13 protein-coding genes and 1 tRNA gene are annotated in these 14,851 nt (G+C 66.3%); 2 read left to right on the forward strand and 12 right to left on the reverse strand.

Annotated elements, in window-relative coordinates:
- Positions 1 to 107: 107 nt before the first annotated feature.
- Together mdcC and mdcA are read right to left on the reverse strand one after the other, a co-directional pair.
- Entirely contained in the window at positions 108 to 425 is a 318-nt protein-coding gene (mdcC, locus tag BAU07_RS16615) for a malonate decarboxylase acyl carrier protein (protein WP_066659691.1), read from the reverse strand.
- Positions 426 to 434: 9 nt separating this feature from the next.
- Positions 435 to 2,081, reverse strand: coding sequence for a malonate decarboxylase subunit alpha (mdcA, locus tag BAU07_RS16620; RefSeq protein ID WP_066659693.1), 1,647 nt, complete (start codon positions 2,079 to 2,081; stop codon positions 435 to 437).
- 239 nt (positions 2,082 to 2,320) lie between these two features.
- On the opposite strand from mdcA, the gene BAU07_RS16625 reads away from it, so the two are divergent.
- Positions 2,321 to 3,169 (forward strand): LysR family transcriptional regulator, encoded by an 849-nt coding sequence (locus tag BAU07_RS16625; RefSeq protein WP_066659696.1) that lies wholly within the window; start codon positions 2,321 to 2,323, stop codon positions 3,167 to 3,169.
- Positions 3,170 to 3,561: 392 nt separating this feature from the next.
- On the opposite strand, the gene BAU07_RS16630 is transcribed toward BAU07_RS16625, so the two are convergent.
- From BAU07_RS16630 to BAU07_RS16670, 9 genes are all read right to left on the reverse strand, one after another.
- Positions 3,562 to 3,638: transfer RNA gene (locus tag BAU07_RS16630), tRNA-Pro, on the reverse strand.
- 42 nt (positions 3,639 to 3,680) lie between these two features.
- A complete protein-coding gene (locus tag BAU07_RS16635; protein WP_066659697.1) occupies positions 3,681 to 4,115 on the reverse strand; it encodes a MerR family transcriptional regulator in 435 nt (144 codons plus the stop codon).
- A 57-nt stretch (positions 4,116 to 4,172) separates the two neighbouring features.
- On the reverse strand, positions 4,173 to 4,502 hold the full coding sequence (locus tag BAU07_RS16640) for an integration host factor subunit alpha (protein ID WP_066659699.1): 330 nt from the start codon (positions 4,500 to 4,502) through the stop codon (positions 4,173 to 4,175).
- Positions 4,503 to 4,528: 26 nt separating this feature from the next.
- Positions 4,529 to 6,946, reverse strand: a complete 2,418-nt coding sequence (gene pheT, locus BAU07_RS16645; RefSeq protein WP_066659703.1) for a phenylalanine--tRNA ligase subunit beta — start codon at positions 6,944 to 6,946, stop codon at positions 4,529 to 4,531.
- Positions 6,947 to 6,959: 13 nt separating this feature from the next.
- Complete coding sequence (gene pheS, locus BAU07_RS16650) at positions 6,960 to 7,982, reverse strand: phenylalanine--tRNA ligase subunit alpha (protein WP_066659704.1); 1,023 nt, start codon at positions 7,980 to 7,982, stop codon at positions 6,960 to 6,962.
- Between the two features lie 104 nt (positions 7,983 to 8,086).
- Entirely contained in the window at positions 8,087 to 8,446 is a 360-nt protein-coding gene (rplT, locus tag BAU07_RS16655) for a 50S ribosomal protein L20 (RefSeq protein ID WP_066659709.1), read from the reverse strand.
- Between the two features lie 19 nt (positions 8,447 to 8,465).
- Positions 8,466 to 8,663 (reverse strand): 50S ribosomal protein L35, encoded by a 198-nt coding sequence (rpmI, locus tag BAU07_RS16660; RefSeq protein WP_066659711.1) that lies wholly within the window; start codon positions 8,661 to 8,663, stop codon positions 8,466 to 8,468.
- Positions 8,664 to 9,009: 346 nt separating this feature from the next.
- The gene (locus tag BAU07_RS16665) at positions 9,010 to 10,527 is read right to left on the reverse strand and encodes a YifB family Mg chelatase-like AAA ATPase (protein ID WP_066659713.1); all 1,518 of its coding nucleotides are present in this window, start codon (positions 10,525 to 10,527) and stop codon (positions 9,010 to 9,012) included.
- Between the two features lie 115 nt (positions 10,528 to 10,642).
- Positions 10,643 to 11,500, reverse strand: coding sequence for a LysR family transcriptional regulator (locus tag BAU07_RS16670; protein ID WP_066659715.1), 858 nt, complete (start codon positions 11,498 to 11,500; stop codon positions 10,643 to 10,645).
- A 104-nt stretch (positions 11,501 to 11,604) separates the two neighbouring features.
- On the opposite strand from BAU07_RS16670, the gene BAU07_RS16675 reads away from it, so the two are divergent.
- Positions 11,605 to 12,591 carry a zinc-dependent alcohol dehydrogenase family protein gene (locus BAU07_RS16675; RefSeq protein ID WP_066659717.1) on the forward strand — a complete coding sequence of 329 codons (987 nt, stop codon included), beginning with the start codon at positions 11,605 to 11,607 and terminating at the stop codon, positions 12,589 to 12,591.
- Between the two features lie 147 nt (positions 12,592 to 12,738).
- Here BAU07_RS16675 and BAU07_RS16680 read toward each other — a convergent pair whose 3' ends face one another.
- Entirely contained in the window at positions 12,739 to 14,808 is a 2,070-nt protein-coding gene (locus BAU07_RS16680; protein ID WP_066659718.1) for an oxidoreductase, read from the reverse strand.
- Between the last annotated feature and the right edge of the window lie 43 nt (positions 14,809 to 14,851).

Genomic DNA, 14,851 nt, shown 5'->3' on the forward strand with positions numbered 1-14,851 from the left:
TGGCGCCGACGCCGCACCTGAGACCGCCGCCGCCGGCACGGGGCCAGAAGCCGGGGAAGAAACCGATCCTGACGCCGATGCGGGCGTCGAAGAATATGCCGCCGTGCTCATGGCGTTTCTCCCGCCATGGCGCGCAGCGCCTGCGCCAGCCGCAGGCCGACCATGTCCGGCCGCGCGCCGCCGTCGTTGATGGAAAAGCGCAGGCCTCCGACGGCGCCGCGCGCCGCGAAGTCGCCCACCACCGCCTGCCAGACGGAATCGAAGCCCGTCACCGGAGTACGAATGTCAACCTCGCATTCATCCTGCGGCAGCACGCGCTCGACCAGCACCTCCAGGTTGCCGGATGCCACCACGCCGACGATGGCGCTGGCGCGGGTGGCCGCGGCAGGCCGTTGTCCCGCGTGCCGAAAATTCAGATGTTCCATGATGGGTCCTCACCAATTCCGGAAGCGCGCGGGGGGCGCGTACAGGCCGCCAGACCAGCGCACCAGGTCCTTCACCGAGCGCGCTGCCAGCATATTGCGATTGGCATCCAGCGGATTGATGCCCAGGTCCTCGGGCCGCTGGATAACGCGTCGCTCGCGCAGCCGCTCGACCATGCGCGGGTCGCGGCCGCGGCCCACCGCGGTATAGCCGGCGACACCGCGAATGGCGTGTTCACGCTCGTCCGCATCGCGGCACAGCAGGAGGTTGGCAATGCCTTCCTCCGTGACGATGTGGCTGACGTCGTCGCCATAGATCATGATGGGCGCCAGATCCAGCGACAGCTTCTCTGCCAGCGCGATCGCATCCAGGCGTTCGACGAAGGTGGGCGCGTTTTTGTCGCCGAAGGTCTCGCCGATCTGCACGATCAGCTTGCGGCCGCGCCGCAGCGCGGGCATCGAATCGGGATCCGCTTCCAGGCCGGCCTGCAACCAGGGCGCGCTCGGATGGCGGCGGCCGCGCGCGTCGCTGCCCATGTTCGGAGCGCCGCCGAAACCGGCGATGCGGCCGGCCGTGACGGTGGACGAATGGCCCTGCAGATCTATCTGCAGCGTCGAGCCGATGAACAGGTCGCACGCATACAGGCCGGCGGTCTGGCTAAAGGCCCGGTTCGATCGCAGCGAGCCGTCCGGGCCGGTGAAGAAAATGTCGGGCCGCGCGCGGATGTATTCGTCCATGCCCACTTCCGAGCCGAAGCAGTGCACGCTTTCGACCCAGCCGGATTCGATGGCCGGTATCAGCGTGGGGTGCGGGTTCAGCGCCCATTGGGCGGCAACCTTGCCTTTCAGGCCCAGCCGTTCGCCATAGGTGGGCAGCAGCAGTTCGATGGCGGCGGTGTTGAAGCCGATACCGTGATTCAGCCGCCGCACGCCATAGGGCGCGTAGATGCCCTTGATCGCCAGCATCGCCGTAAGTATCTGCGTTTCGGTGATGGCGGACGGGTCGCGCGTGAACAGCGGCTCCACGAAGAAGGGCTTGTCGCTCTGTATGACAAAGTCCACGCGGTCGCCGGGAATGTCCACGCGGGGAACACGATCGACGATCTCATTGACCTGCGCGATGACCACGCCGTTCTTGAAGGAGGTGGCCTCGACCACCACGGGCGTGTCTTCGGTATTGGGGCCGGTGTACAGGTTGCCGTCACGATCGGCGCTGACCGCCGCGATCAGCGCCACCTGGGGCGTCAGGTCCACGAAATAGCGCGCGAACAGTTCCAGGTAGGTATGTACCGCGCCCAGCCTGATCTTGCCGCCAAACAGCAGCTGCGCGATGCGCTGCGACTGCGGGCCGGAGTAGGCGTAATCCAGGCGGGTGGCAATACCGTTTTCGAATACATCCAGGTGTTCAGGGAGCACGATGCCGGATTGCACCATGTGCAGGTCGCGCACCACGCGGTTGTCCGCGGCTGCCAGCGCCACCGCCAGCAGGTCGGCCTGCTTCTGGTTGTCGCCTTCCAGACACACCCGGTCGCCCGGCCGGATCACCGCTTCCAGCAGCGCGGTGGCGTCCCGCGCCTGCACGCGCTTGCCCTCGGCGAGGTGCGCGCCGGCCTGCAGTCGCGACAGCCTGCCACGCCTGGCATTGTCCCAGTTGGACATATCGATCTCTCCACAAACGCGGTCCCGCGACGGGGGCCGCCATCGGCAAGTAGAATCATATGACCGTTGGCGACGGCGATTTATGAAGATGTCACCCGGCATTAAGAGGGATACGCAATGCAGGATGCAGTCACGCGGCAGTCGGCCACAGAGCCACCAACCCTGGGGGAGCCGGCCTTGCAGCGTCCGGTCAAGCAGTATCCGGTGCCTCGCAGTGTCACCATGCAAAGGGTTTCGTAATGCGCCCGCTCTCTCCCGAATTACTGCGCAGCTTCGTCGCGGTCGTGCAGGCCGGCAGCTTCACGCTGGCGTCCGAGCGTGTCAGCCTGTCGCAGTCTACGGTCAGCCAGCACATACGTCGGCTGGAAGACGTCGTGGGTTGCCCGCTTTTCGAACGCGATACGCGCAACGTGCGCATGACGCGCCAGGGCGAGGTCTTGTTTCGCTACGCGCGCGACATCCTCGAACTGATGGAGCAGGCGTTCACCGCGGTCGGTGGCCCTGCGCTGAACGGCACGGTAAGACTGGGCATGTCCGAGGATTTCGCCTCGACCCGGCTGACCGATGCGCTGGGTACCTTCCAGCAGCGCAATCCCGGCGTCGAACTGCACATCGTCACCGGCATGAGCGGCGACCTCTTCCGTGAGCTGGATCAAGACCGCCACGACCTGGTGTTCGCGAAGCGCATCAGCGGCAGCCAACGCGGACAGATCGTGCGCACCGAGCGCTTGTACTGGTGCGTGGGGCCGCAGTCGCGCATCACCGGCGGCGAAGCCGTGTTGCCGCTGGCCCTGCACCCGGAGCCCAGCGTCTCCAGGACGCGCGTGCTCGAGACCTTGAAGGCGGTCGGGCGCGAGTACCGCATCACCACGGTGAGCAGCAGCGTGGCGGTGCTGAAGGCCGCCGTCATGGCCGGCCTCGGGATCAGCGCCTTCGCCGACTACGTTGTTCCGGAAGGCCTGGTCCGGCTGCAGCACGGCATGCCGGAACTGGGCACCCTGGAGTTCGTCATCGACCGGCCGGCGGCTGTGTCGCATGCCGTGCTCGCGCTGGAGAGCACGTTAAGAGCGGCAGCCCTGGATCTATAGCTTCGATCCCGCGACTGCCGGCGGACCTCTCGCAGCGTTCCACCTTGTACGGCAAGGCTCGAACGTCAGGCCACGAGCCTCAGGCCCCCAGCGCCTATCAAATCGCCTATCAAATCGCCTATCAAATTAGGCCCGTCCCGCCGCCGATGGGGGCTCGCAGCAAGGCGCTTCCTTGAATGAAGGTTCTGTGCAATCAGGGGCTTGTCTGCGCGCTTAGGGCTTGTCTGCGCGCTTAGGGCTTCTCTGCGCGATTAAGGGCTTCTCTGCGCAATGAGGCGCTTCTTCAGGCGCCACAGGCTCGGACGTGGGTGGAAGGAATGCCTGATGTCCACGACGGCGTCCACCAAAGGACAAGGGCTTAGATGATCTCTCATCTAAGCCCTTGTTTTTACTGGTCGGGACGGCGGGATTCGAACTCGCGACCCCTTGCACCCCATGCAAGTGCGCTACCAGGCTGCGCTACGCCCCGAAAGACCGAAAGTATATCAGATGTCCGCAGAGCGTGCGGCGTTCAGCGCGCCTGGTCTGCAGGGACCGGGTCCGCTGCATTCGGCTTCATGCCGATGCTGTTCAAGGCCTCGTCCAATACCGCCGATACGCCGCTCAGTTCGGTGCGCAAGGCCTGTATTTCCCCGCTGCTGAAACGCACGGCGGCATCCTGGTCGTGCGGCACGTCGCGGGTATCGCCCAATCGGTTGCGCGCGCCGCTGATCGTGAAGCCCTGCTCGTAAAGCAGCGAGCGGATGCGGCGTATCAACAGGACTTCGTGGTGCTGGTAATAGCGCCGGTTGCCGCGCCGCTTGACCGGCTTCAATTGCGTGAACTCCTGCTCCCAGTACCGCAGGACATGCGGCTTCACGCCGCATAGTTCGCTCACCTCGCCAATGGTGAAGTAACGCTTCGCGGGAATGGGAGGCAGGGTGACGGCAGGTTCGGGTCGAGTCATGGTAGGAATCAGCGGCAAGGGCCAAGCGGCCGGTGGCACATCACTGCAAGCAAGCTCTTATTCGTCGGCTGACGATTCGGCCGGCGTCGCAGTGTGCTCGACGATGCTCTTCAACTTCTGGCTGGCGTGGAAGGTCACCACGCGCCGTGCGGCAATAGGTATGGTCTCGCCGGTCTTGGGGTTGCGTCCGGGCCTGGGCGGCTTGTCCCGCACCTGGAAATTGCCGAAACCGGATAGCTTGACGGAGTCGCCGCGCGCCAGGGCATCGCGGATCTCCTCGAAGAAGGTGTCGACGATGTCCTTGGCCTCGCGCTTGTTCAAACCTACCCGTTCGAACAACAGCTCCGCGAGTTCGGCCTTGGTCAATGTGCGTGGCTCGGAAAGCATGGCTATATCATCCCCCTTTCTTTGTCCTACGCGCGTTGACGCGCGCCATGTGCCTGGACCAGTCTGTCCCTGATGCGCGTGAGGCACTCGGCGACCCGCGCCTCGTCCAGCGTTGCATCAGTGTCCTGTAGCCAGAAGCGGAAAGCAAGGCTTTTTTCTTTAGCAGAATCATCGACTTGCGTCTTTTCACGCCACACGTCGAAGAGCCGTGCATCCTGCACGATGCCCAGTTGGGGATCGTTCGCCACGGCCTGCGCGATGGTATCCAGCAAGGCCTGCGCGGGCAGTTCCAGCGGCACCCAAAGGGCCAGGTCGCGCACCACCACGGGCTGGCGCGACAGTTCGCGCACTTCGGGCAGGCGCCCCTGGACCAGCGCATCTACGTCCAGTTCGAACAATACGGGCGCGTGCGCGAGTTCGGCCTGCTGCGCCCAGCGGGGGTGCAGTTCGCCCAGCCAGCCGATGGCCTTGCCGTCGAAAAGGACGCGCGCGCCGCGGCCCGGATGCAGGGCCGGATGCACCGCCGCCTCGAACCGCAGGGCGGACGCGCGCGCGCCGAACAAGGCCTGCACGTCCATCTTGACGTCATAGAAATCGACCGGCCGCGCGGGCATGCCCCACTGCTCTTCCACCTGCGGTCCCCAGGCGGCGCCCGCCAGCTTCAGCGGCTGCCTCACCCCGGCCACCGCCAGTTCCCCGTCGGCAACGCCGGCATCGCGGAAGAAGACGCGACCCAGCTCGAACACGCGCACCCGGGTCTGCTTGCGGTTGGCGTTATGGACAATGTTGGCCAGCAGACCGCCCAGCAGGCTCGAGCGCATCACGGCCAACTGGCTGGCGATGGGATTGAGCAGCTTGATGGGATCGGCATTGCCGGCGTAGTCGCGCTCCCAGTCCGCTTCGACAAAGCTGAAGTTCACCACTTCCTGGTAGTCCAGCGCTGCCATGTCGCGGCGGATGGCATGCGGGCTGTGCCGGGTCTCGGGCTGCACGCGCATCTTCGCCAAGGCCACGGGCGGCACGTCGGGAATACGCTCGAAGCCGTGGATACGCGCCACTTCCTCGATCAGGTCTTCCTCGATGCGCAAGTCGAAGCGGTATGACGGCGGCTCGACGACGAACGTGTCGTCCTCGATGGTATGAGGCAGGCCCAGGCGCGTGAAAATCTGCGCGACGTCGTCGCGCTGCACGTCGATACCCAGCACGCGGCGGCAACGCGCCAGCCGCATGCGTACCGGCTCGCGCCTCGGCACATTAACGATCTGGTCGTCGATGGGACCGCATTCGCCGCCGCAGATATCCAGGATCAGCCCCGTGATCAGTTCCAGGTCCGCCGGAATGCTGGCGTAGTCCACGCCGCGTTCGAAGCGATGGCTGGCCTCGGAACTGAACTTGTAGCGCCGTGCGCGCCCCGCAATGGCCTCCGGCCACCAGAACGCGGCCTCCAGGTAGATATTGCGGGTCTCCAGCGTGACGGCGGTGGCGTCGCCGCCCATGATGCCGGCCAGGCTTTCCACCGCGGCGCCGGCCGAGATGACGCCCACGTCCTTGTCAAGGGCGATCGTCTGCCCGTTGAGCAGCGCCAGCGACTCGCCGGGCTCGGCCCAGCGCACCGTCAGGCCGCCCGAAATCCGGTCGAGGTCGAACACGTGCGTAGGCCGCCCCAGTTCGAGCATGACGTAATTGGAGATATCCACCAGCGCGGACACCGAACGCTGGCCGGCGCGTTCCAGGCGGGTCTTCATCCACGGCGGCGTCGCCGCGCGGGCATTCACGCCGCGGATGACACGTCCCGCGAAACGGCCGCACAGGTCGGGCGCCGCGATGGATACCGGCAGCACTTCGGTCAGCGCCGGGCGTACCGGCTGGGAGGACGGCAGGTGCAAGGCAGCACCGGTCAGTGCCGCGACTTCGCGCGCCACCCCCAGCATCGACAGGCAGTCCGCCCGGTTAGGCGTGAGCTTCAGGGTGAACAGCGTATCGTCCAGGTCCAGCGCCTCGCGCAACGAGGTGCCGGGGACGCTGTCGGCGGGCAGCTCCAGCAGGCCGGCATGATCCTGCGACAGCCCGAGCTCACGCGCGGAACACAGCATGCCGGCCGACTCCACGCCGCGCATCCGGGCGGTACGGATGCTCAGTCCGCCCGGCAATTCGGCGCCCACGCGGGCCAGCGGAACCTTCATGCCCGCGGCTGCATTGGGCGCGCCGCAGACGATCTGCAAGCGCTGCCCGGATCCATCGTCGACCTGGCACACGCGCAGCTTGTCGGCGTCGGGATGCGGCGCGATGTCGACGATATGCGCGACCACCACACCGGAGAACGGCGGCGCGGCGGGGACCGTTTCTTCCACTTCCAGACCGGCCATCGTCAAGCGATGAGCCAGATCCTGGGTATCGATGGGAGGGTTGACCAGCGCGCGCAGCCAGGATTCGGGAAATTGCATGATCAGCCGTAGGTTATTCGTTGAACTGGCGCAGGAAGCGCAAATCGCCTTCGTAGAATTGGCGCAGGTCGTTGACGCCATAGCGCAGCATCGTCAGGCGTTCCAGGCCGGAGCCGAAGGCAAAACCAATATAGCGCTCGGGATCGAGCCCGAAATTGCGCACGACTTCCGGATGCACCTGGCCCGAGCCGGAAATCTCCAGCCAGCGGCCGCGGTTGGGACCGCTCGTGAACATCATGTCGATTTCCGCCGAGGGTTCCGTAAAAGGAAAGAAGGACGGCCGGAAACGCACCACCAGATCGTCGCTCTCGAAAAAGCAGCGCAGGAAGTCGGTGTATACGCCCTTCAGGTCGGCGAAGGAGATGTCTTCCGCGATCCACAGGCCTTCGACCTGGTGGAACATCGGGGAATGCGTGGCGTCGCTGTCGACGCGGTAGGTACGCCCCGGCGCGATGACCTTGATGGGCGGCTTGTTCATGCGGGCATAGCGCACCTGCATGGGACTGGTATGCGTGCGCAGCAGCAACGGCAGTCCTTGCGCGTCCTGCATGTCCACGTAGAACGTGTCCTGCATCGAACGCGCCGGATGATTTTCCGGATTGTTCAGCGCGGTGAAATTGGTCCAGTCGTTCTCGATCTCCGGGCCGTCGGCGACGTCGAAACCAATGGAACGAAAAATTTCCTCGACGCGTTCCCAGGTACGGATCACCGGGTGGATACCGCCCATCGCGCGACCGCGCCCGGGCAGGGTCACGTCGATGGTTTCCGCGGCGAGCCGCGCATCCAGCTCCGCCTGGGCCAGCTCGGCACGGCGCTGGTTCAAAAGGCCTTCGATCTGCTGCTTGGCCTGGTTGATGCGCGCGCCCATCTCGCGCTTCTGCTCGGGGCCGAGTTGGGCCAGCTCCCTCAACATGCCCGTCAAGGCGCCTTCCTTGCCGAGGAAGCGCGCCTTCGCGTTCTCGAGCGCCGCGGCGTCGCGCGCAGCGGCGAATCGTTCTTGCGCCTGGAGCACCAGGTCGTCGATCAACAGAGTCATGAGGAAAGCTGCCTAAGAAACGCCGGCGCGAAACGCGGCCGTCAAAACGCAAACAGGGCCATGACAGCCCCGTTTGCAGCAATGCGCGATACCTGTGAAGACGGTCAGGCGGACAGGGCTGCCTTGGCCTGTTGCACCACGGCGGCAAAGCCAGCCTTGTCCTTCACGGCCAGGTCGGCCAGCACCTTGCGGTCCAGGTCGATCGACGCCTTCTTCAGGCCGGCCATGAACACGCTGTAGGTCACGCCGTGTTCACGCACGGCGGCGTTGATACGGGTGATCCACAGGGCGCGGAACGTGCGCTTCTTGTTGCGGCGGTCGCGGTAGGCATATTGCCCGGCGCGCATGACCGCCTGCTTGGCGATGCGGAATACATTGCCGCGGCGACCGCGATAACCCTTGGCGGCGCTGAGGACTTTCTTGTGGCGGGCGCGGGCGGTAACGCCGCGTTTTACGCGAGGCATAGTGAATCTCCGTGATCTATCAAGCGAAAGGCATCATGGCCTTGACCGAGGCGACATTCGTCTCGTGCACAGCGGCCGAACCGCGCAACTGGCGCTTGTTCTTGGTGGTCTTCTTGGTCAGGATGTGGCGCTTGAAAGCCTGGCCACGCTTGATGGATCCGCTGCCGCGAACCTTAAAGCGCTTGGAAGCGCTTTTCTTGGTCTTCATCTTGGGCATGATATGTCCGTTTCGAACCGTCCGTTGCGGGGACGTGGTTAACATTATGGTCACGCAGGTGCTTGGCGGTCCGAACTACGAAAGACCGCGCAAGGCTTCAAGGGCCTGAGGCCACCCGGCGCCACTTGTAGTGGTATTGCTCTGGGTATTGCTCTGGGTTACTACCGTTGTTGCTACCGCGCGTTGTTTCCATTGCGGCTAGCCCCCGGGCACTTCCCCGTTCTCCCCGCCACGACGCCTCAACAAGCACACGCCGAAGCCGGAAAGCCTTTGATTATATGGCATTTTTCCGGCACTTGTCTAACCGCAGTCCGCTTGCCCTTCGGCCGGCCTTGCCCAGCCCCTCTCAGTTCATCACCTGGCGCAGTTGCACCCCCTCCGCGATGTGCCTGCTGCCTACCCTGGCCACGCCTTCCAGGTCGGCCGCGGTCCGCGCGACCCGCAATACCCGATGCGCCGCCCTGCCGGAGGCATTGAGCCGGCTGATGGCCTCGCGCAGCAGGACGCGCGCATCGTCGTCCAGGGCACAGTGCGCGTCCAGCTCCGCGCCGGCCAGATGGGCATTCAGCCCGCGCTGGCGGTCGTGCTGGCGTGCGCGGCAGGCCAGCACGCGGTCCCGTACCGCGGCCGACGGCTCCCCGGGCGGCGCATCCATCCACTCCGGATCCGCCGGCGGCAGCTCGATTTGCAGGTCGATGCGGTCCAGCAAGGGACCCGACAGCCTGGCCCGGTAGCGGATGGCCTGCTCGGGCGTGCAGCGGCACGCGACGCGCGGATGGCCACGCCAGCCGCAGGGACAGGGATTCATCGCCGCGACCAATTGAAACCGCGCGGGATACTGCAATGTCCCGGCGGCGCGGGCAATCGACACCTTGCCGGTCTCCAGCGGTTCGCGCAGCGCTTCGAGCGCGCCGCGATCGAACTCAGGCAACTCATCCAGGAACAACACGCCATGGTGCGCCAGGCTGATTTCACCGGGCCGCGGCCGGCTGCCGCCGCCGACCAGAGCGACCGCCGTCGCGCAATGGTGCGGGGCGCGAAACGGCGGCTGGAGGCTGAAGCCGGCGCCGCGGCCGGCCAGCCCCGCGATGGCCGCGACCTCCAGCGCATGCAGGTGCGACAACGGCGGCAACAGGCCCGGCATGCGATACGCCAGCATGCTTTTACCGGCGCCGGGCGGGCCCACCATCAACAGGCTATGTCCACCGGCGGCCGCCAGTTCCAGGGCGCGTCGCGCGCCGCCCTGGCCGCGCACATCCGACAGGCAGGGCGGTGCGGTCGCCGCCGGCCAGGGCGCCGGCTCGGCGGCCGGCAGCGGTGCGGTTCCGGCCAGGTGCGCGACTACTTCCGTCAACGTGCGCGCCCCCAGGACCGTCAGCCCTGGCACATGCGCCGCCTGGGCCGCGCTGGCCGCCGGCAGGACCAGGGTCGCATCGGGATCATCGCGCGCCACGGCCAGCGCAATCGCCAGCGGTGCCGCAACCGGCACCAGGACACCTGTCAAGGACAGCTCGCCCGCGACCACCAGCCTGGCCAGGCATGACGCGCCCTCGTGCGTCTTCAGCTCCGGCATCGCCACCTGCCCCGATGCCAGCAATACGCCCAGCGCCATCGGCAGGTCGAAGCGGGCCGATTCCTTGCGCAGGTCCGCGGGAGACAGGTTCACCGTGATGCGGCCAGCGGGAAACTCGAATCCGCTGTTCTGGATGGCCGCGCGCACGCGCTCGCGGCTTTCGCGTACTTCCACCCCGGCCAGGCCGACCACGGTGAACGACGGCAGTCCCGCGGCCAGGTGCGTCTCCACGCGCACGAAAACAGCGTGCAGCCCCAGCAAGGCACGGCTGTTCAGGATGGCAAGACTCACGACTGGCCCCTCCGGCAGGAAGACGGCACAGTATGCGAGGACGCCGCCCGCAAACCTCATGTGGCGTGATGAAAAGGTCGCAGTCGCCGGAGCCGGATGGCGACCAAGGACACCCCTAAGCCGGCGGACCACCCAGTTGCTCGACCATTGCGTCGATCAGCGCCCGCAATCGACCCAGGCGCCGCAGGTCCCGGTGATAGCCCAGCCACACATCGCGCCCCGGCGGCGGATCGCCGACATCGATGCGACGCAGGCCGGGCGTCGTATCTCCCAGGGAGCACGGCAGGACCGCCAGCCCCATGCCTTGCGCGCACATGTACGCCTGGGCGCCGCGGTTGTTGCTGGCGTAGGCCACACGCGCCCCGGGCAACACGTGGCGCAGCCATTGCACATCGGGTAATTCCGCGAAGGCGCTGTCCATCGTGATCAGCGCGTGCCCCGTCCCGTCGCCCGTCGGCGCGACAAGGTCCTGGTGTGCGTACAGGGCGTACGACATGTGCATAAGGCGGCGCTGCACGATGTCGGGCTCTTCGAACGGCGTAATGCGCACGCCCAGGTCCGCTTCACGGCGCGCCAGGCTGTAGCGCCGCGCATCGGTGACCAGTTCGATGCTGACCTGGGGATGCTTGCGCAGAAAAGTGGCGAAGACCGGCGTCAGGACATGGATGCCAAACCAATCCGATGACGATACCCGCACCAGGCCCGACAAGGCCTGGCTCTGGCCCGCCAGCGTACGGACGAACCCGATGGCCTCTTCTTCCATGCGTTCCGCGTGACTGCGCACGGCCATGCCGGCTTCCGTCAGGATGAAGCCGCGCGGCGTGCGCTGGAACAGCGTCTGTCCCAGGGACTGTTCCAGGGCGCGCAGCCGCCTGCCGAGGGTCGGTTGCGTCTGCCCGATCGACCGTGCCGCCGCGGCTAGCGTGCCGTGGCGCGCGATGGCGAGAAACACCCGGACGTCATCCCACTCCATAGGCCCCCATGCATTTTTGTTTGCCGAACATACAAAATCGTGGATTTACATGCGGATATGCACGACGGATGATGCCACATCGCTTTCCTAAACAGGAGTCCATCATGAGCATGCAGGCCTTGATTCTGCGGGAATACAACGCGCCGCTGGCGCGCGTCGAACTGGATCGTCCCCAGCCTGGCCCGGGCCAGGTGCTGGTGCGTATCGCCGCGAGCGGCCTCAACCCCCTCGACCTGAAAATCCGCGCCGGCGCCGCCGCCCACGCCCGCCATCCCCTGCCGCTGGTGCTGGGCATCGACATGGCGGGCGTCGTGGAAGCGGTGGGCGCCGGCGTCACCGCTTTCCATCCGGGCGACGAGGTCTATGGCATGACGGGCGGCGTGGGCGGCATCCAGGGCTCCCTGGCACAGTACGCGGCCGTCGATGCCGCCTTGCTGGCGCACAAGCCCGCCACGCTCAGCCTGCGCGAGGCGGCCGCCCTGCCCTTGTCGTTCATCACGGCCTACCTGGGCCTGGTCGACCGCGCGCATGTGCAGGCCGGCCAGACCGTGCTGGTCCAGGGCGGCGCCGGCGGTGTTGGCCACATCGCGGTGCAACTGGCCCGGGCCTTGGGCGCGCAGGTCAGCGCGACGGCGACCGGCGCACAGTTGGAGCGCGTGTCCGCCATGGGCGCCGCGCCTATCGATTATCGGGCCGAGGCTGTGGAGCAATACGTCGCATCCCGCACCGGAGGGCGCGGGTTCGACGTCGTCTACGACAGCGTGGGCGGCCCCACGCTGGACGCCTCGTTCGCCGCCGTCAGCCATTTTGGCCATGTGGTCAGCGCGCTGGGCTGGGGCACCCACACCCTGGCGCCGTTGTCGTTTCGCGAAGCGAGCTACTCGGGCGTATTCACCCTGCACCCGCTGTTGACGGGCCAGTTCCGCGAACACCACGGCGAGATGCTGCGCGAAGCCGCCAAGCTGGTCGACGCCGGCAGGTTGCGCCCGCATGTAGACCCGAGGCGTTTCGACATGGATAGCGTCGAACAGGCCTACGACGCCATCGCGCAGGGAACGGCCCGGGCCAAAATCGTTGTCGATGTCGGGTAATGCGCGAGCCTCCCGCGCCTCGCTCCAAACCGCGGCATCTCGAAGTGGGCTGAAGACCATCCGGCAAGCCTTGTCAAGGACGGGCCCACAGGGGATCGGCGCGCGGTCGATAGAAGGTCAAACAGATATAGGCGGAGTAACGACCCTTCATGGGTTCCGTGCCGTGTGTCCAGGTTGGAAGGGAAGCGCTGTTCCATTGGAGAAAGCGTCCGCGAGCTGCAAGGCTTCATCGATGGCGCGCACGGCATCCAGCTCTGCAGCGATCCGCGCGCCCCCGATGGTGGCCACCGGGATGCCGGACGCCGCCAACGCCGGGCTCAGTTCATCGCACGGCACTTGGCCGGCACAGACAATGATGTCGTCCACGGGCAAGACCTGCGTCGTGCCTTGACACGAGTACTCCAGGCCGATGTCGTCGATCCGGCGGTAGGCAGCGCCCGATATCATCTTGACGTTCGCCGCGCGCAGCCGCGTCTTGAGGATCCAGCCGGTGCTCTTGCCCAGGCGCGCGCCGGGCTTGTCGTGGCCGCGTTGCAGCATATGGATGACTCGGGCCGCCGTGCGCGGCTGGGCCGCGATGACGCCGCCAGGACTGTGCAGGGAGGCGTCGATGCCCCAATGTTTCCGGAATTGCCGCGGATCGAGCGATTCATCGTCTTCGGCGAGCAAGTATTCGGCGGTATCGAAAGCGATACCGCCCGCCCCGATGATGGCGACGCGCTGGCCCACCTTGCGCCGGCCGGATAGCACCTCGTCGTAGTACGCGACCTTGCCGTGGTCGATGCCATCGATGGCCGGCCTGCGCGCTGCAACGCCCGTGGCCACGACGACGGCACCGAATCCGCCCTGCTGCAGCTCGGCGGCCGTGGCCCGCCTGCCGAGCTCGATGCGCACGCCCAGTTCGGCAAGCCTCACATGGAAATAGCGCAAAGTCTCGTTGAACTCGCTCTTACCGGGTATCCGCCGTGCCAGGTCGAGCAGGCCGCCGAGGGTATGGCGCGCCTCGAACAACACGATCTCGTGGCCGCGTTCGGCGGCGAACACCGCGAACGCCATGCCTGCCGCGCCGCCGCCCGCGACCGCGATGCGCATGGGCGATGGCGCCTTGCGCACAGGGAAATCCAGCTCGCGGCCGGCACGTGGATTGACCAGGCAGGACGCGGTCCGGTGCGTAAAGATGTGGTCCAGACAGGCCTGGTTGCACGCAATACAACTGTTGATCCGGTCGGGTCGGCCCTGGCGTGCCTTCCGGGCAAACTCCGGGTCGGCCAGCAGCGGTCGCGCCATCGACACGAAATCGGCCACGCCCTCGGCGAGCAGTCGTTCGCCCAGCTCCGGGGTATTGATGCGATTGGAGGCGATGACAGGGATCGATACCGCCCGCTTGATGGGATGCACGGCGAACTTCCACCCTGCGCGCGGCACGCAGGCTGCGATGGTCGGAATGGCAGATTCGTGCCAGCCTATGCCGGTATTGAGCATATGGACGCCGGCCTGCTCCAGGCGTTGGGCGAACCGTGCAGTCTCTTCGCCCGTCATCCCGTCCTCGACCAGATCGATGGCGGAAATCCGGTAGACCAGCAGGAAACCCGGCCCCGCGGCAGCGCGTACCGCCTGTATGGTTTCGAGCGGAAACCGTATGCGCCTATCGAAGCTCCCTCCGTAGGCGTCGGTGCGCGTATTGGTCCTCGGGCTGGTGAACTGGTTCAACAGATAGCCTTCGGAACCCATGATCTCCACGCCGTCGTAGCCGGCCTCGCGTGCCAGCCTGGCGCTATTGGCGATGGCCTGCACGGTCTGCGCGATGTCTGCCAGGGTCATGGCGCGCGGCGCGCATGCATTGATAGGCGCCCGTTCTTCCGTGGGCCCCACGCACAACGGATGCCTCGCGTATCGGCCGGCATGCAGGATCTGCAGCACGATACGGCCACCCTCCTCGTGCACGGCCGCGGTGATGGCGCGATGCGCCTCCAGTGGTCTGCGGTCCTCCAGCACGGGTGCGTCCTCTTCCATCCTGCCGGCCAGGTTGGGCGCGACGCCGCCGGTCAGAATCAACCCCACTTCGCCACGGGCGCGTTCGCGGAAGAATTCGACCTGCCGCGCCACCGGGCGATCCAGCGTCTCGATGCGGGTATGCATGGCCCCCATGACCATGCGGTTGCGCAGCGTGATGAAGCCGAAATCGTAAGGCGAGAGCAGGTTCTGGTATGCGTGCATGGAAGGTCTCGAGGTGAATAGCCCTGCTAGTCCGCGAACACGG

The organism is Bordetella flabilis (assembly GCF_001676725.1).
GTDB lineage: Bacteria > Pseudomonadota > Gammaproteobacteria > Burkholderiales > Burkholderiaceae_B > Bordetella_C > Bordetella_C flabilis.